Here is a 23,086-nt window from a genome sequence, read left to right as displayed (position 1 = left end):
CTAAATATCGTCGCTCCCGCGCAGGCGGGAGCCGCGTTGCCTCAATCGGTTTGCCGCGAGATCTAAAAGCTTCATTCCCACGTGTTCTCTGCACGCTGTCATCAATTCCCCACTCCCGGCCTCCCAAACACAATCCCCCGCTCAAAAATCTTCACCAACAACTCGGTACGTTTAGCAACACCGAATTTTTGGTAAATCGGCCGCAGATGATTGCGCACCGTTTGTTCTTCTATACCCAACTGCCGAGCAATCTGCTTATTGCCTATCCCCTGTGCTAACCAAGTCAGCACTTCGAACTCGCGCGCTGTCAGGCCTAAACTGGCCGAATCGGATACCTTAGGTATTTCTGTAACATGGCCGGCATATGAATCGACAGTTCGTTGCGGGCCCACCGCGGATGCCGGCAAATAAACCTTACCGGCCAACACGTCCCGCAACGCATCGACAAACGCCTGCCGAGATACAGTTTTGACGATAAATCCCATAGCTCCCGCCCTTAGCGCCTTAAATACCAACTCCCTATCGTCCAGCCCGGAAAACATCACCACGCACAAATCCGGAAATGCCGCCTTCAATTCCACCAGCCCTGCCAACCCATCCTTGCCGGGCAACTGCACATCCAACATAACCAGATTCAACGGCGTTTGCTGAGCCAAGGTCAACCCCTCGTCGAAGCTCTCCGCTTCAAACACCTGTAATTCCGGAATGATTTGTTTCAACAAACAAGCCACACCCTCGCGGGCGCAGAAATGGTCGTCGATCAGGAGAATATTCATGGATAGAGCCGTCCAAATGTAATTTCATCCGATTGTAAATGTTGGTTAGCTTTAATGTCGCGCAGTACATTTGTACTAGTACAAATACACCGTAGACAATATCTAAAAAAAAACAGATTATTACTGAAAATATCACAGGCCAATAAAATGAAAATAAAAATATTCCTATTTAGCCTTATATTCATAACAAATGGGTGCGCTTTTATTGATAAACACATATTCGATCCAGCAGCATCTCATGCGAGAGTAGCACCGCTATTTCGCAGTCCGGAATGTAAAAACTATAGTGCGCCAGATGGCAAACATTGGTTAAGCACTTTAAGCGAAGACACGTCAACAAAAAATTTTGGTAGCTTTATTGTTAAAGATGAATGTGAATATCAGACAATTTCTATAAACGACTCAAACAGTAAAAATACAAATGCAGATAGATTATATTTTGAGCAATGCGAAAATAAAAATCCTAATGAAAACGCATTGAAATACAAAGAAAATATTATAGAAGATAAAAAAATAATTGAAACATTAAAGAAAGATTTAGAGAAATCAAACAAAATTGCACAAGAGCATGAGAAGGAAGCTTTAAGTATTGAAAAACAGGCTAAAAAACAGATAAGTCTAGTGCCTATAGCTAACGAAAGTAGGATTTTAGCCAATGAATGGAAAGAAACAGCCGAAAACAAAAAATCCGAACTCGATTTGGCTATTGAAAAGTTAAAAATTAGCGAAGCACAACTCGCAAGCATTAATGCCTATTCATTGGGATGTCTTACTTATTTAATAAGTAGATCAGATGAAATTTGTGAAATACACAAATCACATATATACGGTAATAGAACCGCAATGAATACCATATTTCAAGTCATGGCAACTGGCGCAGGTATTGCTGGTAGTATGTCTGGCGTCGGCGCGGCACAAGCTCTTGCGGGTTCTGCTAGTTTCCTGACCGGCAGTCAGGCCATAATGAATGAAGAGGTTTTTCAAAATGTTGTTACACCAGCAATACTAATGGAAATCAATACTAACCGACAAAATTTTTTGAACGATAAACTAACAAGTTATAAAAACGCATCCCAAGCAATAGGACTCGGAGAAATACGTTTCGACGCAATGAATTATCACAATAAGTGCTCATTTTACGATGGACTCAGTTCACTTTTGGATAAAGCTGGAAAAAATCAGATAAAGCTAGAGACCTCCAATAAAGCAATAGAAAACCTGTTAAACCAGAAGAAGGCATTGGAAAATAAAATTAGCACACTACGCGAAACCTTAGATAACGAAAGAAAGGCATCAAATCGCGATGAGTCAAAAATTAAAGATATTGAAAAAGAACTGAAATATTTAGAAGCAAAACTAAATTCCACAGACGCGGCCATACTACAAATCAGTGTCGCAACTATTCCAGAAGAAAATTCAAAAGATAAGAAATAGCAACATATAAATATTAACTCGGAAGTTAATGATCGCCATGGACCATAATTCAAATTATTTATTCAATCTTATACGAAATAAGCATTTCTACGATAATAATCTTAACCCTTAACCTAACTAAATCGGTTTAACGCCACATAAATTCAAATCACTAAATTAACACATATAATGTATAACGATGATGAAAACCCTATAAAACTTAACGGGAATACTTACCCAATAAATTCCGACTCAATAAAAAAATGACACGGGAGTGCTAACATGCTGTCTTTGGCAAGCATCAAAAACCAAATTACAATTAGTTTGAATAATGACGAGCACAATCTTAAATATACAATTAATTGAATTTATTCAATAGAGGTTGTCATGGCAATAAACTTCAACGAAATATACAGTGTAATTGAACTGACAGTGACATTTATTCCATTTCATCAAGGTATCATCGAGTTGTGGAAGCTATTTGGATCCAGAACCAGAAGATATTGGGAAGCATTAAACTATATAGTGTATGGCACAGAAAACGGATTAGACGATAAAGAAGAACTGAAACGCTCTGCATCAGATATTCTTAAAGGATTTGTGGTTGGAATACCGACAACTTTCCCTAAAAGAATTCGTGATCATTATAAGAAATCTGGCAAGCAAGTGCGACTAATTCAGAGCTTTTTATTACGCTCAGTTGGAGACAGCCCAATTACAGAGGTGTCAGATGCCGATATTCGCAATGTTTCGGATATATCAAAATTAATGGCACCCTTGGGAGTCCAACAGACAGCTACGGCATTAGATGAACTGATTCGTTTGAATATACGCAATCCTAATGATGCACAAAATATATTAGATGCAGTTGTAACCAACTTAGACGACCATAAGGATCAAATCTTAAAAAATACCTTACGGAACTGGATTAATATCTTAAGTACTGAAGGACAAGATGTAAGCCCTGCTCTATTTTATGTATGGAGGGTTCAGTTTATCGAATCTTTCCTACCTGGAGTAATCCGCGCCGAACGTGAACTCGCAAATGCGCTGAAGTCGGCTGAATTCCGCTATCACAGGCAGCTTCGTTCTGTTTCGGCGTTTATTGCATTTGTCGAAGCTATTGCAATTAATTTTATTTTCATCACGTCAAATTCATTTGATACAAAAATTGTTGGTTTTCTATTCGGATTTGGCGCTCTCATGCTTGGATCTGAAGCAGGTAAAAGTCTACTTCAAACTATAGTAGGAATTGGCGCCAGATTTAGGAGATAAATATGGCAGATCTCAGGTTGTATCCAGGGGCGATTAACACTGAAGGCAATACATACTCGCTACGATTGCGAATTGATGGTTGGCCTTCCCACTTACCATGCAAAGCAAGTAATCACCTAGAAGTCACTCCAAATAGCAATAATGAAAATATAATTGGTCTTGACCCAATACCTGGTGCGTTAGGATTGGATAGCCACATCGCTCTAATCACCGGTCTTAAGCCAAATCAGAATTACGAGATAAAGCCAAAATTCCAAGCGAATAGAGATGAAGAAATTATCCGAATAAGAACCCCACCTATCTCTTTAAATCATCCGGAAGACGAGTTAGTTATCGCGCTATCATCATGCTATTTTCCTTCTGACCAATTTGTTGAATACCCCAGAAGAATGGAAAATTTAATTAAAAAAAACATCCCTCATCTGAAAATATTTTGTGGTGACCAGATATATGCGGATGTTCCAGCAGCATTCGCTTCAGTTACACCCAAAATGTTGTACCAAGAACGCTACCATAAGGCTTTTCAAGCGTCCAGACTTGGAAGCCTTCTAAAAAATGGAGCGAATGTGTTTACATGCGATGATCATGAATATTGGAACGGATATCCCGAAGCAATGCCCTATTTAACCAGGAGTTGGAGTGATAATAAATCAAATTGGGCAAAATGTGGACAAGAAGCGTTTTGGAGAAATCAAGGTGTAATGAATATGATAGGAGAGTCTCCGCTTGAATTTGAGCGTTGCTGGGCTTCCTACAAATTAGCAGGTATAGACTTATTTATTTCAGATACCCGCACTGACCGTACAAATAGAGATGCCAACAAACCTCACACATTATCTGCGCCGCAAAAGTCTGCATTAATATCATGGATTTATAATGTTGAACGAGTTGGCTTGTTGGTAATTGGTCAACCATTGATGCTAACGTCAACTAAATTTGATAATGCACTGGAAGACTATATTACAGAATATAATGAATTGCTTGCTATTCTCGTAGAAAACATTAATGAACGAGGGGTAAGCTTTATTATCCTCACAGGAGACATTCATTGGGGTCGTTTAGTTTACTGGGTCCCGCCAAAAAACAGCCAAGCCAAATTGATTGAATTTATATCATCTCCGCTTGCGAGAGTAGGTGGAATCAAAAGCTTGCTAAGCACCGAATATAATGTTGGGGTACCAGAAGATGTATCATTGAACTCTAGCGAATTCTATAAATTCACAAAGAAACTACCTGGCTTCATGGGCGTAAAAGCATTTTCTACAAACGCCAATAATTTTGGAATTTTGAAACTAAGAAAGCCTTATACAGATTTTATAACAGCTGGATTTGATTTGTTTAGCCTTGCCTTTCCCGAGCCCGAAACCGCAATTGACAATTGGTGTATATCTAAAAATCAAAATAGATGCAAAATTGAAGACCTGCCAATTTAAGAATCACATAAAAATAGCTTAATTTTGCTGATTTTACCAGGGAATGCCTCATATGAAAATAACATTCCAATGTATTGCAACAGCTTTAAATATTAGATCAACTCCACATGGAAACATTATTGGTGAGCTGAGGCTAGGAGATCAGTTTGAAATAGATACTCAGAAATCGGATTTAACATGGGTTTCTGGAAACGTTTTGAGCGGGATTAACACTGGAAAAGCCGGAGTAGTTAGGCGCAAATGGTTGATACAATATTTTCAAAACTCTCCTGTCCTTTCCTCAGTTAATAGAGAAAAAGCAGCCCAGATAATCGCAGATCGTACTCTTGAGTTCGATACCATTAAATATTCATTAGGGGACAAAGCAAAAACATGGAAAGATTTACAGCAAAAAGAATATGTTGACTGTTCTGGTTGGATTTACCTTTTATCTAAAGAAATATTAAATGCCTATAGCCTTACTACCAAGCCTAGTCAATTATATACTTATTCAGACGAGCAGATTACTAACGTAGGCAAGATCACTAGTCAAATAATTTCGGGAAATTGGTTGGCCGAGGATATGTTTAAACCGGGCTGTCTGGTAGGAATCGATTTTGCTGAATATTCATGGGATCGTGATCGTGCGCTGGACATTGATCATATTGTAATTGTTGGTGAAGATGCCAATGAACGGTTCATATCTCAAAGCTCGAGCAGCGGTGGCGGCGTAAATCGTGTTGCGCTTTCAAAATGGCTCGCTAGCAATAATGGATTGATAGCGCTTGGGCGAATGCACTTAGTTGACCTCCTGGCACTGCCCTAGCTTGCCTTTACTCGCCATAGCTATTGTGGATTTTCCACAATAGCTGCCTTTTACTTTCCGCCGCCAATCAACGCCACCATCTCCTCGCGCTGAATCACCTCCTTCTCTTGCAACAAGTCCGCCAACTTATCCAAATAACCGCGTTTCTCGCTTAATATCTTTTGCGCGCGGCGTTCTGCGTCTTCGATTAATGCCTTGATCTCGGCATCGACGACGCGAGCGGTTTCTTCGCTGTAGTTGCGTTGCTCTTTGACGTCGCCGGACAGGAATTGCAATTGCTGGCGTTGGCCGTAAATTTGTGGCCCCAGCTTTTTGCTCATACCCAGATAGCAAACCATGTTGCGGGCAATTTCGCTGGCCTTTTCCAGGTCGTTCTGGGCGCCGGTGGAGACGCTCTGCAGCGCCAATTGTTCGGCCACCCGGCCGCCGAGCAGGATGGCTAATTGGTCTTTCAGTTCGTTTTCAGTGGAAAGATATTTTTCCTCGACCGGCAACTGCAACGTAAAACCCAGCGCTGAGACACCGCGCGGGATGATGGAAATTTTATGTACCGGCTGGCCGGTGGGCACGTTTTCTGCGACGAGCGCGTGACCGGCTTCGTGATAAGCCACTCGGCGCTTTTCATCCGGGCCGAGAATGCGGTTTTTCTTTTCCGGGCCGGCCATCACTCTATCGATGGCGGCTTCGAAATCGGCCATGTTGACGGTGTCGCGGCCGCCGCGCGCAGCCAATATCGCCGCTTCGTTGGCGATGTTGGACAGATCGGCGCCGACGAAACCGGGTGTGCGTTTAGCAACCGTGTTTAAGTCGATATCTTTGTCCAATTGCATGGCTTTGCTGTGCAATTTCAGGATAGCCACCCGGTCGATCAGGTCGGGTTTATCCACCACAATTTGCCTGTCGAAGCGGCCGGCACGCAGCAAAGCTCTATCCAGGATTTCCGGCCTGTTGGTGGCAGCCATCACCACGACGCCGGAGGTGGCGTCGAAGCCGTCCATCTCAGTTAGCAATTGATTCAAGGTTTGTTCGCGTTCGTCATTGCCGCCCAGCATTGCCGGACCACCGCGTGAGCGGCCAATCGCATCCAGTTCGTCGATAAAGATGATGCACGGGGCTTTTTGCCGGGCCTGTTCGAATAAGTCCCGCACCCGCGCCGCGCCGATACCGACAAACATTTCGATAAACTCGGAGGCGCTGATGTTAAAAAACGGCACCCCGGCTTCACCGGACACCGCGCGGGCCAACAGGGTTTTGCCGGTACCCGGCGAGCCGACCAACAACACGCCTTTCGGCATGCGCCCACCCAGCTTTTGCAGTTTTTCCGGGGATTTTAAAAACTCAATGGTTTCTTTTAATTCCTGCTTCGCGCTTTCCGCGCCGGCCACGTCGTCGAACGTAGTTTTAGAGGTTTCCTGCTGGATACGGATTTTATTGCCCAAGTTCAAAAAGCCGCGCCCTGCTCCGCCGGTCATTTTCGGCAATAGCCACATCCAGATTCCGGCAAAAATCGCCAGTGGAATCACCCAGTTAAACAGCAAATTGCTCAACCAGTTGTCACCGCTTCTGACCACATATTCCACTTTATGCTCTTGCAGATTTTTAACCAGTGACTCGTCCCATAGCGGCACGGTGAAGAAATGCTTGCCGATTTTCTTATCTTCTTCTTTTAACGTGCCGTTGATGAAACGCTGGGTAACCACGGCATTTTCGACTTTATTGTCATTAACCAAAGTTAAGAACTGGCTATAGGGAATTTCCTGGCCCTGGATGCGTTCGCCGCCGGCGAATAGCGACATTACAAAAATCCCCAACAGCACGTATAACCATATCGGCGAACGCTTAGGCTCACTGCCGTCGGGCTGGTCGGTACCCGGTTTAGGTTTGGATAGGCTTTGCCACGTCGATTTGAGCCAAGCCCAAAACACGCATAACCATTTAACAAAAGTCTGATAAAGCTCGGTTAGTTTTTGCTGGTCTATCATGACGCACTCCCCTCTTGTAGTTATCGAGGCCATTGCAGGGTCCCTAATCCGCCATTCCAGCCAAAATGGGGAACCTGTTTTAGGCCTCTTTGTTCGTTCACTGTACGCCAGTTTTACCGGTTTTTAACGAGTAAGCAAATGTACTGAGCCGGAAATATTTTCTTGAATATACGGAAATCCGGTTATTAACTACCGATAGCCCCCAGCTTCAAGCGAACGCCGGCATTTACGCGCGGGTTAATGATTTAAGGTCCGATGCACTATTTTTTGCCGTTAGCAAAGTAAAAAATGCATCCAAAGCTTGGGTATTTACGTACATCCTCATACAAGCCAATGTCGGCATAATGGGTTCATCAATTGAGTTGCTGTTTCGCCGCGTTTGCTATCTAATGACCAACGGTCAAAGCAACCGGGCGCAGCGCGTCCCGCAACTCATTTTTCCCAACTTAGAAGGAGGGACAAAATGTCAAACCCGCTCAATACGCTGATCGGCAAACTTTTCACAGACCCGGTCGAACAAGTCGGCATCGCTTTGCCGTCCGCTACGTTGGTAGCAGTATTCTTTAACTACCGCGAACAAATTCACCCTGCATTGCAGCGTTTGCCTGACCCATTCGCCGCCAGCACGGCGGGCGCGTTGATTTTTCTGCTGTTGACACTGGCGGTCTCCCTTGTCGTCAAGCGCTTGTCGCACGACATACTCAATACCACTTACGATTATTTATATCGAAACCGCAAACGCCAGAAAACGGATAGTTGGTATCGGCGCGCGCAAAATCTGGCTTTAACCACCAACGACCCGTTGTTGAGTCAATATCACGAAGCCTTGGATAGACTTAGGGACAACGATAACCCCGTGGTGGCCAAGGTGGAGGCGTTGCAATTGCAATCCAAATTAGCGCGCAGCCTGACTTTGATATTGGCCATTTTTACTGTGGTCTTGTTTATTGAGAAGTTGCTATTACTGGGATGGGTATGCGCCGCCGTTTCAGGATTAATGCTTTCCAGTTTTTGCAAGGAACGTTGGGCCGCGTCCGAAATGGTTTATCAAGCACTTTACGAAACCTATTACCGTCAGGAGCGCCGTCATCCCATATGGACTTCCCCGGTCACTCGTATCAAAAAACCGGCGCAGCAATTACCCGAGACCGAGTCTATAGAATAAAAAATCGTCATTGACACATCAAAAAACGGCAAGAGGCGCATAGAACGAATCCTAGACCGGCGGATAGAGCGGGTATATCATCCGAGCGGCAAGCCTAATTAGAGACCTTAATCGATCAAGGAGATCGTTACCCAAAAGGCGGACTTATGCATAAACCGACATTTCGACACAAAGCCCTGGCTTACGCCGCGCTAAGCCTGCTCCCGCTCGCCGTTGCCGCGCAAACTGCGGCCGTTAACAGTGAGGAAAGACCCATCGCACTATCGATTCATTTTTTGATTACGCTGGGCATCTTGGCGGTGGTTGTGCTCGCTTTTTTACTGTATTTGCGGCATCTGCAAAAAACCTTTCTGGAAACCTGCACCCGCGAAAAACAACTGGCGCTGTTTTTTCAAAGTCCGGCCGGCCTGCCGGAGGGCACGATACGCGGTGTGATCGCGATGCTGATCGTCACGGCCTCAATGTTGTTTTTGGCCTTGCCGAACAATCAGTTTCCGGACGTATTGGGCGGCATCCTCGGCACCATCATCGGCTTTTACTTCGGCGCACGCGGCCAGAATCGCGATTCGGAAAGCGCCGCATTGCAGCAAGCCCATGAAGCAACCACGCAACGCGACGCAGCGGTCAGCCAACAACAGCAATCCAAAACCGGCTCCATGCTGGAAACCGTCAGCAGCGGCATCGACATGGCGCGCACCGTGGCCGGTTTGCTGCCCAAGGAAATTGGCGGCAAATACGTCGATCTGGCGAACAAAGTCGAAAAAGGCGTAAATGTCGCCAAGGGCCTGATGGGCGAAGGTAAAATCGAAGATGCTCTGCACGCGGTCACCGACACGCAAAACACGCTGGATCAGGACGGCCCGTTGACAGACATACTCGGTAGCGCGGTGAATACCTTCGGCGCTACGCTGGGTACCTTCATGCCGCCGGCTGCGTTGATCGCGGCCGTGGTGGCCGGCACCGTCAAACTGACCGGCATTTATTACCAAAAATGGAAAGCCCGGATTTTACACATGCCCTTCTCACCGGCGGCCGGTTTGACGCTGGAGCCGGTCGATGACAACACCGGCTTTATGTTGCTGCGACAAAGCCCGTTATTTCGTGCCGCGTTTCAGGCGCAGATGGAAAATCCCAAGTTTATGAAAGACGCGGTCAACGACTTTATCGGCAATGCTGATTCGGCGGCATTATTCGAAAAATATGCCGAACTGGGCGGCTTTACGACGTTGCAGCAATTTGAAGAAGGCCTGGACGAATTCCATCGCACCGCTGCCGACCGGGAATTGAAGTCTTTGATCCTAGCCCGCGACCCGGCGATGTTCGGCAGCACCGGCGGTTACGAATCGGTGTTGCAAGCCGTGGACAAACTGCACCAAAACCCCGATGCATTAAAGGACCTGGATAGCTTGATTGTGGTGACCGAGAAGCTGCAAGCGGAGGACAAACCGGTCTCCGGCATGATTAACAAAATCCTCGAGGGCCAAGCGTCATGAGGCCGAATCTGAAAATAGTCATACCGCTATTAGCAACGGTTTTGTTAGCCTCCGGCTGCGCGACCCGGCAATTGAAAAACTTCAAAGAAGCCGCTGATGAAAATAATTGGCACGAAATAGCGGGGGCGGAAGTCGATTGCAAAGCCGACGACGAGACCTGTAACCAATTGCATCTACTGAAAGGCGACGCCTGTTACCGGCTAGCTAAACAAAACACCGACAGCATCAAAAATTATCAATGCGCAGCAGAGCAACTCGAACAAGGCATACATTTGACAACGGATTGGGCTGCGGCCGAGGCTATCGTCGGGCAACGCGCCCAGTATTTCGAAAACTGGTGCGAGTCGTTGCGCTCACTGCGTAGCGAACAGACCAGCACAGCCGCTGCTAAGCCTTACAACCAAAAGTTACACGCTTGTGCCCGCGAATTTCTGCAAGCGCCCGGCGACTTAAAACCCGCCGCCACTTTTTTTCTGCATAACGCCGAGTTGGCAGCGATTCGTTTTCAAATCGACGATACCGGCAGTTGCCAAGCGCTGAAACAATTACAACAAAACGAGAACCAAGCTGCCGCGCAGGCTGGCCAAAGCCGCTACGCCGATTATCACCGGCGCTTGTTAAACGACATCGCCGGAATCAAAGCTTCGATTCCCGGCTGCCCATAAGCCTTTAGCGGATAGGAGCCGGTCATGGCATTCAGTCGCCCACTTAAATTTCAACTGCCTATGCTGCGCGGCCGCGATGTGTTGGAAGTACAGACGCGCTTAAAAAGCCTGCAAATAAACGGTGTCGGCCAGCCCGACGGATTATTCGGTGCCAAAACCTCCGCAGCCGTGGTGGCGTATCAAAGCAGCCACGGCTTGGACAGCGACGGCATCGTCGGCCCGCTAACCTGGAGCAGTTTGTTCCAGGACGATAGTTCTCCGAATATGCAACGTCCCGCCGCTAACGATGCCGGCAGCACGGTTATCGGCCAAGATTTACTCGACGAGTTAAAAACCCGGCATGCTTATCAGGACAGCGTGTCCTGGCAATTGACCGATCAAGGGTTATTGGTAGGCAGCGACGATACCCCAATAGGCACCGGCGGCGAGCCGAAAACGGTAGGCAAAGTGTGGAGCCAGTACGGTAGTGCGTTGACGCATTGGTCTACCGAGTTGAAAGTGCCGGTGGAGCTGATCATCGCCACCATTTGCACCGAGTCGTCCGGCAATCAAAACGCAGTGCGCGAAGAACCCGGCTTTATCGACGAAGTGCGTACGCCGCATAAAATCTCGCCCGGCTTGATGCAGACTTTAATCTCCACCGCCCGCGCGGCTTTAAACAAAGATGACATCGACAAAGCCTGGCTATTAGTACCCAGCAATTCGATTCAGGCCGGCACCGCTTATATCGCCGGACAGTGGAAGCAAACCCATTTTGATCCACCCAAAGTGGCATGTGCTTACAACGCTGGCGGCATCTACCGTAACGACTCGGCGCGCAATCGCTGGAAAATGCGCCAATATCCGATCGGGAGCGCCGAACACGCCGACCGTTTTGTGAAATGGTTTAACGATTGTTTTGTGTTTTTCGAGAGTAACGGCGGCGCGCCCGAGTGTAGTTTTTTTAATGCCTTGCGCAAATAAGCTACGCAGCTTTCTCCGCAAAAGTTGGGGCCGTTAGGCCGCTGAGCGAATCCATTGCAAGCACTGAGCTCCCGCCTGCGCGGGAGCGGCGATTTTTAAGTTTAGATCAATCACTAGACAGTCTATGCGATTCCGAGACGCCCCTCCCACCGCAGTTTGACAATTACCTACCCCGAGGAATCTTAGCGGTATGAAGATGTCGATTGGCATAAGGTATTGCCGCATCGCCACCATCCATGGCATAACGTCGGCTGACCTGCTTGCCGACATTGAGGCCCAACATGCTGCAAAAACGCCTGATTGCCCTGCTGTTGCTGTTGATCCTGTTACCTACATTATCGGTCGGTTACATGGCCTATCGGTTTGCCACCGACAATATCCGCACGGATCGCTTTAATATTGTCAGCCGCGTGGCGGAAAGCCGCCATGAACAACTCAAACTGGTACTGGAACGTGCCGACACCCGCGCCCACGCCTTTCTGGCCGAAGTGCTCATGAAATGCGTAGCAACAGAGCAATTAAACCGTGCCTGCGCCACTGATTTCTTAAACGACTATCTAATGACCGAAGGCGCCGCCGGCGCGGTATTTTTCCGGCTCGAAACCGAATCCGGCACGGTCAGCGTCGGCGAACAGCCGGTGGCACTTGCCGATTTAAAAGATTTTCAACCCGGACAACTGGCCGACTTCAGTAAACCGGTTCCGGGCCGACCACGTTTTTATTATGTGATTGCCAAAGATGCCAAACTGCCTTGGCAACTGTTGGTCAGCTATCCGGTTAGCCTGATTCAAAGTCTTTTTGCGGCTCACCCCGACCTGGGTAAATCCGGCGAATCTTTCCTGGCCGACAGCGACGGCTTTTTCGTTACCCAGCCGCGCTATGCCAATAGCCCCCCTATCGCTGCGCAACCCATGCAAAGCTGCCTGGCTCGGCAAAACGCGGAAATGATGGCCAGCGATTACCGGGAGCGTGCCGTCATTCATGGTTTCCGCACGATTCCGGAAATCGGCGGCGGCTGCATTATGGCGCATATCGAACAGGCCGAGGCGCTGGCCCCCATTCAGCGCCTGGAAAAACAAATGCTGCTCACCGTGCTGGTTTTTGTCGGCTTGACGACGATAATCGCCAACGCCCTGGCCCGGCGTATCGTCCGGCCCATCTCGCGCCTGACCTGTACCGCCAGACGCATTCGCGACGGCGATTTATCGGTGCGCGCCGCAGTCAGCGGTCTGGGTGAAATCGCCGAACTGGCCAGTTCCTTCAATCACATGACCGATGCGCTGGCCGATGCCCAACATAACCTGGAAGCGAAAATCGCCGAACGCACGCAGGCTTTGCGTACCAGCCAGGAGCGTTATATGCTTGCCGAGCGGGCCGTCAACGACGGCATCTGGGACTGGGATATTGTTCATCACGAATACTACTTATCGCCGCGCTGGAACAAGATTCTAGGTTATGCCGACGGTGAATTACCGAACGTAGAATCGATTTTCTTCGAATTAATCCACCCCGACGACAAAGCCCGCGCCAGCGAAGCGTTTCGCAAACACTTGGAACATAACGAGCGTTACACCACCGAACTGCGTCTGCGGCACAAAGACGGCAGCTACCGCTGGGTGCTGGATCGCGGCGACGCCTTGCGTGATGCCGAAGGTCGGCCGGTGCGAATGGTAGGCTCCATCACCGACATTACCGAACGCAAGGCCGCAGAAGCCGAGTTGCTGAAGTACCGCGAGCATCTGGAAGAGCTGGTGGCGATGGCCACCACCGAGGTCAAAGCCATCGTGCAAACCGCGGTGAACGGCGTGATTTCCATCGACAGCAGCGGTCTGATTCGAATGTTCAATCCCGCCGCCGAAAAACTGTTCGGCTGGAGCAGCGCCGAAATTGTCGGTAAAAATGTCTCGCTACTGATGCCGGAACCGGATGCCTCCGCGCACGACAGTTACATCCAGCATTTCTTGGCCACCCATCAGGCCAAGATTCTCGGTATAGAACGGGAAGTTATTGCCCAACGCAAAGACGGCAGCCGCTTTCCGGCCAATTTGGCGGTTGGCCACGGCATCATTTCCGAAGGTCGGCATATGTTTGTTGGCTTTATTTCCGACATTAGCCTGCAAAAACAAGCCGAACAGGAACTGCGACTAGCCAAGGAAGCAGCGGAAGCGGCCGCCAAAGCCAAAGCCAACTTCCTGGCCAACATGAGCCACGAAATTCGCACACCGATGAATACCGTCATCGGCTTTGCCGAAGTAGCTTTGCAAGATCAAAACCTGGCCGGTGACACCCGTGGCCACATCAAAACCATCCTCAGTTCCGGTCGGCATCTGCTGAGCGTGATTAACGACATTCTGGACTTTTCCAAAATCGAAGCCGGCAAGGTCGAACTGGAATCGGTCTGTTTCAACCTGCCGTTTGCGGTGCAAGAGGCGCTGCAGATTATGGGGCTGCGCGCCGCCGAAAAAGGCTTGCGCATTGATCTGGCGATAGAAGCCGGTTTGCCCACCCACTTCGTCGGCGACCCGAATCGCTTGCGGCAAGTGATTTTGAATCTGGTCGGTAACTCGGTAAAGTTTACCGATTCCGGCAACATAGGCGTCACCATCACCCGCGGCGAAGGCATAGAGATGTTGCATTTTGCCATCAGCGACACCGGCATCGGCATGACCCAGGAACAAACCGAGCACATCTTCGAATCGTTCTCGCAAGCCGATACCACCACCAGCCGCCGCTTTGGTGGCACCGGCCTGGGCACCACCATCAGCAAACAAATTGTTGAGTTGATGGGCGGTCGTATTTGGGTGGAAAGCCAGGCCGGAGTTGGCTCTGTGTTTCATTTTACTGTGCATATGCCGGAATCGGCCAGCGCGGAAAACTGTCTGTACGATGTCAGCTCGGTGCATAGCGTGGCTTATTTTTCGCCGCGCCGCTTCAGGGTATTACTGGCGGAAGACATAGAAGCCAACGCTACCCTGGCGCGCTTACGCTTAGAACAACAAGGCCATCAAGTCAGTTGGGTTAAAAACGGCCAGGAAGCGGTGGACGCCTTTCAAAGCGGTGACTACGACTTGATCCTGATGGACCTGCAAATGCCGGTGCTGGACGGTATCGCCGCCACCCGGCAAATCCGCGAACTGGAACAAGCCGGCGGCAGCCATATCCCAATTCTGGCCCTGACCGCCAGCGTATTGAGCCATGAACGCCGCGAGTCGCTGGATGCCGGTATAGACACCATCGTCGGCAAACCCATCGATGTCGACGATTTATTAACGCAGATGGAACGGCTGGTGCCCAAGGGGCACGGCATTGCCAACACCGGCGTAAACATTGCCGAGCCGGCGAAAATCGCCGTCGACTTTACGCCTTTGGCCGGCGTCGCCGATTACGAAAAAGGTTTGGCAACCTGGCTGGACCCGTTGATTTACGCCGATGCCTTACTAAATTTTGCCGAACAACACGGCGCGGACGGCAGAAAATTACTACGTAATTTACAGGAGCACCCGGAGAATCCGGAAGCAGTCCGGCGCATCGCCCATGCTTTAAAAGGTGTGGCCGGCAATCTGGCCTTAACCGTTATCGCCGGTCTGGCTACTGAGGTTGACGCGCAATTCAAAAGTGGCGACCTGCAAAATATCCAGGAATTGATCAAGACGCTTGAGACCGCGCTAAGCGCCGCTGTTGCAGCCATACACCAACTAAAATTACCGAGCAAACCGGTAGCCGTCGCCGCAACAGCCTTCGATGCCGAACAGGTCGGCAGTCTTCTACAGCAATTAAACACAGCACTGGACAATTTGAATCCTGACCACGTCGAACCGGTTTTACAAAGGCTTGGCGCGTTTCTCGGCGAAACCGAGCTGAAAGCCATCCGCTTTGAAGTGGATAGTTTCGATTTCGACGCCGCGAAAATCCAAGTTAAACGCTTGGCGGATAAATTAGCGATCACGTTTAAGGAATAAGCCATGAAAGACAGCTACAAAGTATTGCTGGTCGACGACGAACCGAACAATTTGAAAGTGTTACAGCAAATACTCAAGGACCACTTTCAACTGCTGTTTGCCATCAACGGCGAAAAAGCCCTGGCGGCCGCCCGGGAACATCAACCTGACATCATTCTGCTGGACATCATGATGCCGAATATGGACGGCTACCAAGTGTGTACGCAGTTAAAAGCCGATCCGCTGACTGCGAAAATCCCGGTGATTTTCGTCACGGCGATGGGCGAAATGGAAAACGAAGCGCGCGGCTTCGATGTCGGCGCGGTCGATTACATTCAAAAACCGGTCTCCGGCCCCATCGTGCTGCGCCGGGTGCAAACCCATTTATCGCTGGTGCGAGTAGATGAATTGGACCAACTCGCCCGCGCCGCCATCGAAATGCTCGGTGACGCCGGCCACTATAACGATCCGTACACCGGCGACCACATCTGGCGCATGGCGGCTTATTCTGCGGCACTGGCCCGCGCCGCCGGCTGGACGCCATCGCAAGTGGCGATGATGGAATTGGCCGCCCCCACCCATGACACCGGCAAAATCGGCATTCCGCACGGCATTTTAAAAGCCGCACGGGCGCTTAATGAAGAGGAATGGCCGATCATGCAATCGCATTCGCAAATCGGCTACGACATTCTGAACAAAAGCGACAATCCGGTCTTCAAAATGGCTGCGGAAATCGCCCGCCATCACCACGAAAAATGGGACGGCAGCGGCTACCCGTTGGGCTTGGCCGGTGAGGCAATTCCGGAATCCGCCAGAATCGTGGCGATAGCCGACGTGTTCGATGCCTTGACCACTAAACGTCCTTACAAAGAACCGTGGCCGCTGGAAGAGACTTTAAAATCGATGCAAAGCATGGCCGGCAGCCATTTCGATCCGCGCCTGCTGGCCTTGTTTATGGAAATAATGCCGGAAATCTTACGCCTGAAAGCGGCATGGGGCCAATAAGCTACTAAATATCGTATCGGTGACGATTTTCCGTAACGATTGCTGGCGGAAACGGGCTTTTATATTTCTGGCCTTATCAAGCTCTTCGCACTCAGGCCACAGCCGGCAAGGCTCGGCCACCCACTACCCCAACCCCCGTTTAATTCGATAGTTTTGGCATTTTTTATGCTGCGTACTGCTTGTCATTAAATACCCAGGGGCGCGTCATGAAAACCTACGAAAAAATACAAATCGGCGATGTCATCCACAGTAACTGGTATGGCGACGGCACCGTCGCCGATCTGAATGAAGCCGGGACAGGCAAAATCAAATTCGGCAGATTCTTCGTGCTGTTCCGGGAGTTTGAGATTTTTTATGCAAACGGCTGGATGTTGTCGGTGTAAAGGCAGAGCATACTAGCCAAACACAACACTCGAACCGGTGAGGACAAGTCCACGCACAGTCAACGGATTGGCTGTTCCTCTCTGGTTTGATGGGGGTATTGGGTACTGCAAAGTGCAAAGCACTTGCTTAAACACGTTTCAATGGTAGCATTAACCCTGCTGCGGATCCCTCTCTAATCAAGGCATCCGCAGTGAGCTTGTCTGGCGTTTTCAAAATACCGTTTTGGTCTTGTCAGCCGGAAATTGGCTTAGCAGTGTGATATGGCAGCTAAGCGCTGCCCCGTGAATGTCGGACTGCGCGGGAGCGACGATATTTACGGGCCGGGCTTAGGATTTAGCCGCACTCTTACTGCCCAGTAAAATCGTATGGCGTTGATAGCCTTCGTCTGCCGCCGCAGCCGCAGCCTCGGCTTTCCGCAATTGCTCGGCTCGGTCGTGTTCTTTCGCTTCTCTGAGTACCTCACGGTAAGACCGATTGATGCTGCTGGCATATTGCGTGTCTTTTTTCTCTTGGGTTTCGGCGATGGTCTTCGTGGGTTCCGGGTCGTAACGCTCTTCAAGTTCCTCAGCCAGTTTTTTTAGCTGTTGGCTGATTGCCAGGGCTGATTGAGATGAATGGGTTTTGTTGTCGTCCAAACTAAAAATTCGGATCATTTCATCCCGCAAATTAAACCCATAGACCACAGGGTCGCCGTGCTTTTGCTGAAAATCGTAGGCAATAAAAAAATCCAGCGGATTGGTGGGATTTTTATCGAAAAAGATCGTAGCGCTTTCCATGGTGTAATTCAGCGCCTCGACAAACTGTTTCCTGGCCTGCTCCATTTCTTCAAAGATAAAGTCATCGGCAATTTGTTTTACGATGTATTTCATAATCCGCCCCAGCTTAAATTCGATTGACTCGTCTACCTAAAACTCGCTGCATCCTATTCTGTTTCATAGACGGCGAGCATCATTGCTGCGAATTGTATCAATTTGCTTCGCTCGTGCGCCTAAATGAAATATTGCCATTATCAGGCAGGTTTACACCTGGCAAAATGCCTATCCAGCCACCGGGAAGCTCATATCGGCCCAGCCAATCCTGCATCGCGGACCCGCGACCTTAGCAATACCGCTAATTCTTCCGCATGTCTCGGCGAGCCTCCCCATTCCGGTGCGCACCACGCATGTGCAAAAAAAGCACTTCCGAATCAATAGAGTGCATGATTTTTCTGCATGCCAAGATGCGCCCGCAAATTTCTCTAAAAACAGACTCACCAAAAATAGGTGTAACACACTGTTTATAATGGTTTTTTACATATAGTTATCACAAGAGTCATTAAACTGGCATCAGCATTGCTTAGTAAGCAGCAATACTCCAGTGTAGGAGTGGTAAACCCAAACCCCGCTCACTGTTGAGCACTAAAGACAAAGGCGTCTACTGTCAGGCTTGCAAACAAGTCGGGCATAGACGCCTTTTTTTTGGCCCGTTTTTCTCAATTGACAGGAACCGACATGAAACAGAACCGCATTTTCACCCCGAAGACACTTGCCGCCGCTTTCAGCTCGGTGGTTGCGCTGGGCATATTAGGCTTTTCCAACCACAGCTTCGCCGCCGGGAAACTGGAAAAAGAAGATTTGAAGTTCGGTTTTATCAAATTGACCGACATGGCCCCGCTGGCGGTGGCTGCGGAAAAAGGTTTTTTTGAAGAGGAAGGCCTGTTTGTGCAACTGGAAGCACAAGCCAATTGGAAAGTGGTGATGGACCGGGTTGTGAACGGCGAGCTGGACGGTTCGCACATGCTGGCGCCGGCACCGTTAGCGGCCAGCATCGGCTTCGGCACCAAGGCCGACATCGTGACTGCCTTCAGCATGGGCTTCAACGGCAATGCCATCACCGTATCCAACGACATCTGGAAACAAATGAAAGCCAATGTGCCAATGGAGGGCGGCAAACCGGTGCATCCGATTAAGGCGGATTATCTGAAACCGGTAGTGGACAAATATAAAGCCGAAGGCAAGCCATTCAATATGGCGATGACTTTTCCGGCCGGTTCCCACAACCTGAAACTGCGCTATTGGCTGGCGGCTGGCGGCATTAATCCCGGCTACTATGCGCCACCGCAAGACATTTCCGGCCAGATCAGCGCCGATGCTTTGTTGTCGGTCACGCCGCCGCCGCAAATGCCGGCCACGCTGGAGTCCGGCACCATCTTCGGCTATTGCGTCGGCGAGCCGTGGAACCAGCAAGCGGTATTTAAAGGCATCGGTGTACCGGTGATCACCGACGAGGAATTGTGGAAAGACACTCCGGAAAAAGTGTTCGGCGTGACCAGCTCTTGGGCCGAGAAATATCCCAACACCTATCTGGCAGTCACTAAAGCCTTGATCCGCGCTTCGATCTGGCTGGATGCCGAAAGCAACAAAAACCGTAAGGAAGCGATTGAAATGTTGTCGCAAAAACAATATGTGGGCGCCGACGTTGAAGTACTGGCGGCCAGCATGAACGGCACCTTTGAATACGAAAAAGGCGACAAACGCTCCCTGCCCGACTTCAACACCTTCTTTCGCCACGGCGCCAGCTATCCCTCTTACAGCAGTGCGGTTTGGTACCTGACGCAATTACGGCGCTGGGGCATGATCGCCGAGCAAAAACCGGATAACTGGTATCTCGACACCGCGAAAAAAGTTTATCGCCCCGATATATATTTGGCTGCGGCGAAAGAATTGGTGGCCGAGGGTAAAGCCAAAGCGGAAGATTTTCCGGCCGACACCGGCATCAAGCCTTCACAAAACTTTTTCATCGACAAAATTCCGTTCGATGCCAACAAACCTAACGATTATCTAGCCAAATTTCCGATTGGCTTGAAAGGCAAACAAACCGTCTCCGGCGGCAAGATTGTCGACTAAGAAACTCTGGTGGGTGCTCTACACAAGGATCGTATGTTGATGCAAGGACGCATCCTTTTTACCGACACCGTTAAGACTAGCGAGCAAAGACATGACTAATACATTGATCAAATTCTTTAACATCACCGGCCTGACCTGGTTCGTACCCTTAGTCAAAATCGCCGCCGGTGAAAATCCTGCCCAGCAAATGCGCCAGTTATGGTTGGTCATGGGCGTGCCCATCATCGCTTTCATCTTGTTTTTAGGATTTTGGAGCGTCACTGCCGCACGCATCAACACCAGTTTGGGCGCCATTCCCGGCCCGGTCGCAGTCTGGTCGGAAGTCAGCGGTTTGGTGACTGAACACTATGCGGAAAAAACCAAAATGGCCGAGTTTTACGAACGCCAGGAATTGCGGAATAAAGAAAAGTTGGCCGAAGACCCCAAAGCGGAAATCAAGCCCCGCCCCTACACCGGCAAACCGACTTATCTGGACCAAATATTTACCAGCCTGCGCACCGTATTCGCCGGCTTTATCATCGCCACGCTGATTGCCGTGCCTCTAGGTATCATCTGCGGCATGAGTCCGGTGTTGAATACTGCGTTTAACCCGTTGATTCAAATCTTCAAACCGGTATCGCCGCTGGCCTGGTTGCCCATCGTCACCTTGGTGGTGAGCGCCATCTATGTCACTGACGACGATTCCTGGTTCGCCAAATCGTTCGTCACCTCGGCCATCACCGTGACTTTATGCTCTTTATGGCCAACGCTGATCAACACCGCCGTGGGTGTGTCATCGATAGACCGCGACTTGGTCAACGTCGGTAAAGTGTTAAGACTGGATTGGGCCACACAAATCAAACGCATCATTCTGCCTTCGGCTTTACCTTATATCTTTACCGGGATGCGCCTATCCTTGGGCGTGGGTTGGATGGTGTTGATCGCTGCCGAGATGCTGGCGCAAAACCCAGGATTGGGCAAATTCGTCTGGGACGAATTCCAAAACGGCAGTTCCAATTCCTTGAGCAGGATCATGGTGGCGGTCTTTACCATCGGTATTATCGGCTTCATTCTCGACCGGGTAATGCACTCGTTACAAAACCTGTTCTCGTTCCAAAAAATCTGAGGATACCGTCATGAGCGCCGCCCAAGCCAAAATCATCGAACTTTCCATGCACAAACAATCCGCCATGTCTTCCGTTCCCGCCAACGATGCGTATAAGCCGTTAGTAGAGTTAAAAAATGTCTGTAAATCCTATGGAGAAGGCAAAGACAAAACCTCCATCCTCAGAGACATTAATCTGGATATTCGCGAAGGCGAGTTTATCGCCATTGTCGGTTTTTCCGGCAGCGGCAAAACCACCTTGGTATCGATGATTGCGGGTTTAATCCATGCCGACAGCGGCGAACTATTGAAACAAGGCCAGCCCATCACCGAACCCGGCCCGGATCGCGGCGTGGTGTTTCAAAACTATTCCTTGATGCCCTGGCTAACCGTTTACGAAAACGTGGCGCTGGCGGTAGATGCGATCTTCAAGGACTGGACGCCGGAACAACGCCGCGCGCATACCGAGAAGTACGTCAAAATGGTGAACCTCGGCCGGGCGATGGACAAAAAACCCGCCGAGTTATCAGGCGGCATGCGTCAGCGTGTTAACGTGGCCCGGGCGCTGGCCGCCAACCCGGATATTTTGCTGCTGGACGAACCGCTCAGCGCCCTGGATGCGCTGACCCGCGGCAACTTGCAAGACGAAATTCTGCAAATTTGGGAACAGGATAAAAAGACTGTCATCTTGATTACCAACGACGTCGATGAAGCCATTTACATGGCCGACCGGGTCATTCCACTCAATCCCGGCCCGGATGCCAGCTTTGGCCCGTCCTTTACGGTCAACCTGGAGCGGCCGCGCGACCGCACCGCTTTAAACCATAACGATGAATTCAAACGCCTGCGCGCGGAAATCACCCGCTATTTGATGAATATCGGCATGGAAAAAGCCCAAGCCGACGCTGGCGACAAGCTCAAACTGCCGGATGTCCGCCCCAATACCAGTAACGACTGGAAGCTGGATACCTCGGCGCTGAAACCCAGCGCCCGCGATCTGGGCAAGGCCCGCTATCTGGAATTCTCGAATCTGTCCAAAATCTACCCTACCCCGGACGGCAACAGTACCGTGAAAGTGGTGGACGGCTTCGATCTAAAAATGAAGAAAGGCGAATTCATTTCCATTATCGGCCACTCCGGTTGCGGTAAATCCACGGTTTTGTCGATGACCGCCGGCCTGAACGAAATTTCCGAAGGCGGCATTATTTTGGATAACCGGGAAATCAGCGGCGCAGGTCCGGATCGCGGCGTGGTGTTTCAGGCTCCTAGCCTGTTTCCCTGGCTGACCGCCTTCGAAAACGTGATGCTGGGCGTGGATAAAGTGTACCCACATGCCTCGCAAGACGAACGCGAGGACATCGTCGAATACTACCTGACCCGGGTCGGTCTGGCCGATGCGATGTTTAAAAAAGCCGGGGACATGTCCAACGGCATGCGCCAGCGCGTCGGTATTGCCCGCGCCTTTGCCTTGTCGCCAAAATTACTGCTACTGGACGAACCGTTCGGTATGCTGGATTCGTTGACCCGTTGGGAATTGCAGGAAGTATTGATGGAAGTCTGGGAACGCACCCACGTCACCGCGATCGTCGTGACCCACGACGTCGACGAAGCCATTCTATTGGCTGACAGAGTGGTGATGATGACCAACGGCCCGCACGCCAAAATCGGCAAAATTCAAGAAATCGACCTGCCTCGGCCGCGTACTCGCAAGGCCCTGCTGGAGCATCCGGATTACTACAAGTACCGGGAGAGCTTGCTGACCTTCCTGTCCGAATGCGATCACACCCATTAATTTATAACCGCTTGTTTTCCTAGGGGGC

17 protein-coding genes are annotated in these 23,086 nt (G+C 49.7%); 14 read left to right on the top strand and 3 right to left on the bottom strand.

The genetic code is table 11. The features are described 5' to 3' along the window. Positions 1-101: 101 nt before the first annotated feature. Complete coding sequence (locus DDY07_RS07245) at positions 102-776, bottom strand: response regulator transcription factor (protein WP_171695383.1); 675 nt, start codon at positions 774-776, stop codon at positions 102-104. Between the two features lie 147 nt (positions 777-923). On the opposite strand from DDY07_RS07245, the gene DDY07_RS07240 reads away from it, so the two are divergent. The 4 genes from DDY07_RS07240 to DDY07_RS07225 all read left to right on the top strand — a co-directional run bounded on the left by DDY07_RS07240 (position 924) and on the right by DDY07_RS07225 (position 5,702). Beyond that, positions 924-2,210, top strand: a complete 1,287-nt coding sequence (locus DDY07_RS07240; protein ID WP_171695382.1) for a hypothetical protein — start codon at positions 924-926, stop codon at positions 2,208-2,210. Positions 2,211-2,576: 366 nt separating this feature from the next. Further along, the gene (locus DDY07_RS07235; RefSeq protein WP_171695381.1) at positions 2,577-3,464 is read left to right on the top strand and encodes a hypothetical protein; all 888 of its coding nucleotides are present in this window, start codon (positions 2,577-2,579) and stop codon (positions 3,462-3,464) included. A gap of 2 nt (positions 3,465-3,466) precedes the next feature. Then, positions 3,467-4,897 (top strand): alkaline phosphatase D family protein, encoded by a 1,431-nt coding sequence (locus tag DDY07_RS07230; RefSeq protein ID WP_171695380.1) that lies wholly within the window; start codon positions 3,467-3,469, stop codon positions 4,895-4,897. Between the two features lie 52 nt (positions 4,898-4,949). Further along, entirely contained in the window at positions 4,950-5,702 is a 753-nt protein-coding gene (locus tag DDY07_RS07225; RefSeq protein WP_171695379.1) for a hypothetical protein, read from the top strand. A 50-nt stretch (positions 5,703-5,752) separates the two neighbouring features. Here the strand turns inward: DDY07_RS07225 and ftsH are convergent, their stop codons facing one another. After that, positions 5,753-7,684, bottom strand: coding sequence for an ATP-dependent zinc metalloprotease FtsH (ftsH, locus tag DDY07_RS07220; protein ID WP_171695378.1), 1,932 nt, complete (start codon positions 7,682-7,684; stop codon positions 5,753-5,755). Positions 7,685-8,147: 463 nt separating this feature from the next. Between ftsH and DDY07_RS07215 the strand changes: the two genes are divergently transcribed. The 7 genes from DDY07_RS07215 to DDY07_RS07185 all read left to right on the top strand — a co-directional run bounded on the left by DDY07_RS07215 (position 8,148) and on the right by DDY07_RS07185 (position 17,296). After that, positions 8,148-8,849 (top strand): hypothetical protein, encoded by a 702-nt coding sequence (locus DDY07_RS07215; RefSeq protein ID WP_171695377.1) that lies wholly within the window; start codon positions 8,148-8,150, stop codon positions 8,847-8,849. A gap of 146 nt (positions 8,850-8,995) precedes the next feature. Further along, a complete protein-coding gene (locus tag DDY07_RS07210) occupies positions 8,996-10,342 on the top strand; it encodes a hypothetical protein (RefSeq protein WP_171695376.1) in 1,347 nt (448 codons plus the stop codon). Next, on the top strand, positions 10,339-11,007 hold the full coding sequence (locus DDY07_RS07205) for a hypothetical protein (protein WP_171695374.1): 669 nt from the start codon (positions 10,339-10,341) through the stop codon (positions 11,005-11,007). Before DDY07_RS07210 ends, DDY07_RS07205 begins: the two co-directional genes overlap by 4 nt. Positions 11,008-11,031: 24 nt before the next feature. Continuing rightward, a complete protein-coding gene (locus DDY07_RS07200) occupies positions 11,032-11,970 on the top strand; it encodes a peptidoglycan-binding protein (RefSeq protein WP_171695373.1) in 939 nt (312 codons plus the stop codon). 281 nt (positions 11,971-12,251) lie between these two features. Beyond that, positions 12,252-15,929 (top strand): PAS domain S-box protein, encoded by a 3,678-nt coding sequence (locus tag DDY07_RS07195; protein ID WP_171695367.1) that lies wholly within the window; start codon positions 12,252-12,254, stop codon positions 15,927-15,929. Positions 15,930-15,932: 3 nt separating this feature from the next. Then, positions 15,933-16,913, top strand: coding sequence for a two-component system response regulator (locus tag DDY07_RS07190; protein ID WP_171695366.1), 981 nt, complete (start codon positions 15,933-15,935; stop codon positions 16,911-16,913). A gap of 206 nt (positions 16,914-17,119) precedes the next feature. Beyond that, positions 17,120-17,296 carry a hypothetical protein gene (locus DDY07_RS07185; RefSeq protein ID WP_171695365.1) on the top strand — a complete coding sequence of 59 codons (177 nt, stop codon included), beginning with the start codon at positions 17,120-17,122 and terminating at the stop codon, positions 17,294-17,296. A gap of 327 nt (positions 17,297-17,623) precedes the next feature. Here the strand turns inward: DDY07_RS07185 and DDY07_RS07180 are convergent, their stop codons facing one another. Then, complete coding sequence (locus DDY07_RS07180; RefSeq protein WP_171695364.1) at positions 17,624-18,166, bottom strand: hypothetical protein; 543 nt, start codon at positions 18,164-18,166, stop codon at positions 17,624-17,626. A gap of 621 nt (positions 18,167-18,787) precedes the next feature. Between DDY07_RS07180 and DDY07_RS07175 the strand changes: the two genes are divergently transcribed. From DDY07_RS07175 to DDY07_RS07165, 3 genes are all read left to right on the top strand, one after another. Then, positions 18,788-20,182, top strand: coding sequence for a CmpA/NrtA family ABC transporter substrate-binding protein (locus DDY07_RS07175; RefSeq protein WP_033156211.1), 1,395 nt, complete (start codon positions 18,788-18,790; stop codon positions 20,180-20,182). 91 nt (positions 20,183-20,273) lie between these two features. Continuing rightward, complete coding sequence (locus DDY07_RS07170) at positions 20,274-21,287, top strand: ABC transporter permease (protein WP_033156210.1); 1,014 nt, start codon at positions 20,274-20,276, stop codon at positions 21,285-21,287. A 46-nt stretch (positions 21,288-21,333) separates the two neighbouring features. Next, a complete protein-coding gene (locus tag DDY07_RS07165; protein ID WP_084153264.1) occupies positions 21,334-23,058 on the top strand; it encodes a nitrate ABC transporter ATP-binding protein in 1,725 nt (574 codons plus the stop codon). Positions 23,059-23,086: the final 28 nt, after the last annotated feature.

Source organism: Methylomonas sp. ZR1 (assembly GCF_013141865.1).
In the GTDB taxonomy this organism is placed as follows: domain Bacteria; phylum Pseudomonadota; class Gammaproteobacteria; order Methylococcales; family Methylomonadaceae; genus Methylomonas.
This window is presented reverse-complemented; position numbering and strand designations above follow the sequence as displayed.

Coding starts and splice junctions, on each gene's coding strand:
- DDY07_RS07230 (WP_171695380.1), top strand. CDS start 3,467: ATGGCAGATCTCAGGTTGTATCCAGGGGCGATTAACACTGAAGGCAAT.
- DDY07_RS07185 (WP_171695365.1), top strand. CDS start 17,120: ATGAAAACCTACGAAAAAATACAAATCGGCGATGTCATCCACAGTAAC.
- DDY07_RS07240 (WP_171695382.1), top strand. CDS start 924: ATGAAAATAAAAATATTCCTATTTAGCCTTATATTCATAACAAATGGG.
- DDY07_RS07215 (WP_171695377.1), top strand. CDS start 8,148: ATGTCAAACCCGCTCAATACGCTGATCGGCAAACTTTTCACAGACCCG.
- DDY07_RS07190 (WP_171695366.1), top strand. CDS start 15,933: ATGAAAGACAGCTACAAAGTATTGCTGGTCGACGACGAACCGAACAAT.
- DDY07_RS07175 (WP_033156211.1), top strand. CDS start 18,788: ATGAAACAGAACCGCATTTTCACCCCGAAGACACTTGCCGCCGCTTTC.
- DDY07_RS07235 (WP_171695381.1), top strand. CDS start 2,577: ATGGCAATAAACTTCAACGAAATATACAGTGTAATTGAACTGACAGTG.
- DDY07_RS07170 (WP_033156210.1), top strand. CDS start 20,274: ATGACTAATACATTGATCAAATTCTTTAACATCACCGGCCTGACCTGG.
- DDY07_RS07210 (WP_171695376.1), top strand. CDS start 8,996: ATGCATAAACCGACATTTCGACACAAAGCCCTGGCTTACGCCGCGCTA.
- DDY07_RS07200 (WP_171695373.1), top strand. CDS start 11,032: ATGGCATTCAGTCGCCCACTTAAATTTCAACTGCCTATGCTGCGCGGC.
- ftsH (WP_171695378.1), bottom strand. CDS start 7,684: ATGATAGACCAGCAAAAACTAACCGAGCTTTATCAGACTTTTGTTAAA.
- DDY07_RS07205 (WP_171695374.1), top strand. CDS start 10,339: ATGAGGCCGAATCTGAAAATAGTCATACCGCTATTAGCAACGGTTTTG.
- DDY07_RS07245 (WP_171695383.1), bottom strand. CDS start 776: ATGAATATTCTCCTGATCGACGACCATTTCTGCGCCCGCGAGGGTGTG.
- DDY07_RS07180 (WP_171695364.1), bottom strand. CDS start 18,166: ATGAAATACATCGTAAAACAAATTGCCGATGACTTTATCTTTGAAGAA.
- DDY07_RS07225 (WP_171695379.1), top strand. CDS start 4,950: ATGAAAATAACATTCCAATGTATTGCAACAGCTTTAAATATTAGATCA.
- DDY07_RS07195 (WP_171695367.1), top strand. CDS start 12,252: ATGCTGCAAAAACGCCTGATTGCCCTGCTGTTGCTGTTGATCCTGTTA.
- DDY07_RS07165 (WP_084153264.1), top strand. CDS start 21,334: ATGCACAAACAATCCGCCATGTCTTCCGTTCCCGCCAACGATGCGTAT.